This is a genomic window from Aquabacterium sp. UBA2148 (assembly GCF_002328915.1).
Classification (GTDB): Bacteria; Pseudomonadota; Gammaproteobacteria; order Burkholderiales; family Burkholderiaceae_C; genus Aquabacterium; species Aquabacterium parvum.
Genome location: NZ_DCXA01000016.1, coordinates 1 through 1,799 on the forward strand (window position 1 = coordinate 1; position 1,799 = coordinate 1,799).

2 protein-coding genes are annotated in these 1,799 nt (G+C 69.1%); both read right to left on the reverse strand.

The window, feature by feature from the left end; translation table 11 throughout:
• On the reverse strand, positions 1–646 hold a 646-nt coding region (locus B2W70_RS00650; protein ID WP_286742011.1), incomplete at its 3' end, for a biotin/lipoyl-binding protein.
• A partial coding sequence (locus B2W70_RS00655) for an efflux transporter outer membrane subunit (protein ID WP_286742013.1) occupies positions 643–1,799 on the reverse strand: 1,157 nt, incomplete at its 5' end. The genes B2W70_RS00655 and B2W70_RS00650, both read right to left, overlap by 4 nt.

The window sequence follows — 1,799 nt, forward strand, 5'->3', positions numbered from 1 at the left end:
CAGCCCGGGCCACGTTGGGGTGCTCGGCGACCGACGTGCCATCGGTCAGCGACTGGTTCGACACCAGTTGTTCGCGGGCCGCCGCCAGTGCCGACTCGGCCGCGGCCACCGCACTGCGAGCCGACTGTTGTTGCGCCTGCGCGTGCTGAAACTCTTCCTTGCCAACGGCCCCGGTGGCCACCAACGGGCTGCGACGCTGCACATCGTCCTGCGCGCGTGCGAGCTCGTTTTGCACACGCGCAAGATCGGCCTGGCGCAGTTGCACCTGAGCTGACAGCGTGCCGTTGTTGGCGAACAGGGTGCGCACCTCGCGCACGGTCTGCGCCAGCTGGGCCTCGGCTTGGTCCAACGCCACGCGGGCATCGGCCTGATCGAGCTTGACCAGCACCTGGCCAGCCTTGACGCGGTCGGTGTCGTCGGCACCGATGGCCACCACCGTGCCGCCCACCTGAGGCGTGATCTGCACGACGTTGGCCTGCACGTACGCGTTGTCGGTGTGCTCGTAGTGACTGGCCACCAGCGCGTAGTAAACGGCATAGGCGCCGCCGCCCAGCAGCACTGCCGCTGCCACGATGGTCAGTGCCTTCTTGCGTCGCGCAGCGGGGGGTTGGGTAGCTGGCGTGGGGTTCGTCGAAGGCGAGGTCATGAACGGTCTCCGGACTGCGAGGGGGTGTTCTGGGTGAGGGGCGGCGCTGGGGTCCAGCCTCCACCCACGGCGCGGATCAGCGCAAAGCGGGTGTCCAGCGCTCGGGCTTTGAGGTCGACGGCCTGGCGGCGTTGCGCCAGCACAGCGGACTCGGCCGACAGCACCGTGAGGTAGGCGCCCAGGCCCGCGCGGTAACGCTGCGTGGCCAGGTCGTAGGCGGACTCGATGTGGCTTTGCGCCACTTGCTGCTCGCCTTGCTGGCGCGCCACCGAGCGCACGCTGTCGACCTGGTCGACCGTTTCCTGCACGGCCTGCAAGAGGGTCTGGTTGTAGCTCGCCACGGCGGCGTCCTGGTCGGCCACGCGGGCACTCAGGTTGCCAAGGCGCCTGTCGCCATCGAAGATCGGCAGGTGAATGGCTGGCAGCAAGCCCCATTGCAGGCTGCTGGCCTGGAGCACCTGGCTCAGGCCGATGGCGTTGTAGCCCGCGTAGCTGGTCAGCTCGATGTTGGGGTAGAAGGTCGCCCGCGCGGCGTCGCTCATGCCGCGAGCGGACTCCACTCGCCAGAGTGCCGCCATCACGTCGGCGCGGCGGGCCAGCAGGTCCAGTGGCAGGCTTTGGGGCACATCGGGTGCACGCAGGCGCTCCAGCGACACGTTCAAATCGTCCAGCGACTTGGGGGCTCGCCCGACCAGCACCGCCAAGGCATGCCGGGCCAGGCTGAGTTGCTCGTCGAGCGCAGCGATCTGCTGGCGTGTGTCAGGCACCGCGCCCTGCCCTTGCCGCAGCTCCACCTGGGTGTCCAGGCCAGCCTCCACCCTTTGGCGGATCAGCGCCAGCACCTCCTCGCGCTGGGCCAGGGTGCGCATCGCCACATCGCGTTGCGCCTGCAGCCGGCCAACCTGCACGTACTGGCGGGCCACCTGCGACGACAGCAACAAGCGCGCGGCCTGAAGGTCTGCCTCCGAGGCGCGACGCTGGCCGATGCTGGCCTTGATCTCGGCGCGCTGTTTGCCAAACAGGTCCAGCTCCCAGGTGCCCTCGAGCTGCAAGGTGCCCGTGGTCAGCGTCGAGCCAGCCACTGGCGGCGGGTACAAGCCGTGTTCGGTGAAGCGCTGTCGGTCGGTCTCGCCGGTGAGCTGCAACTGCGGCT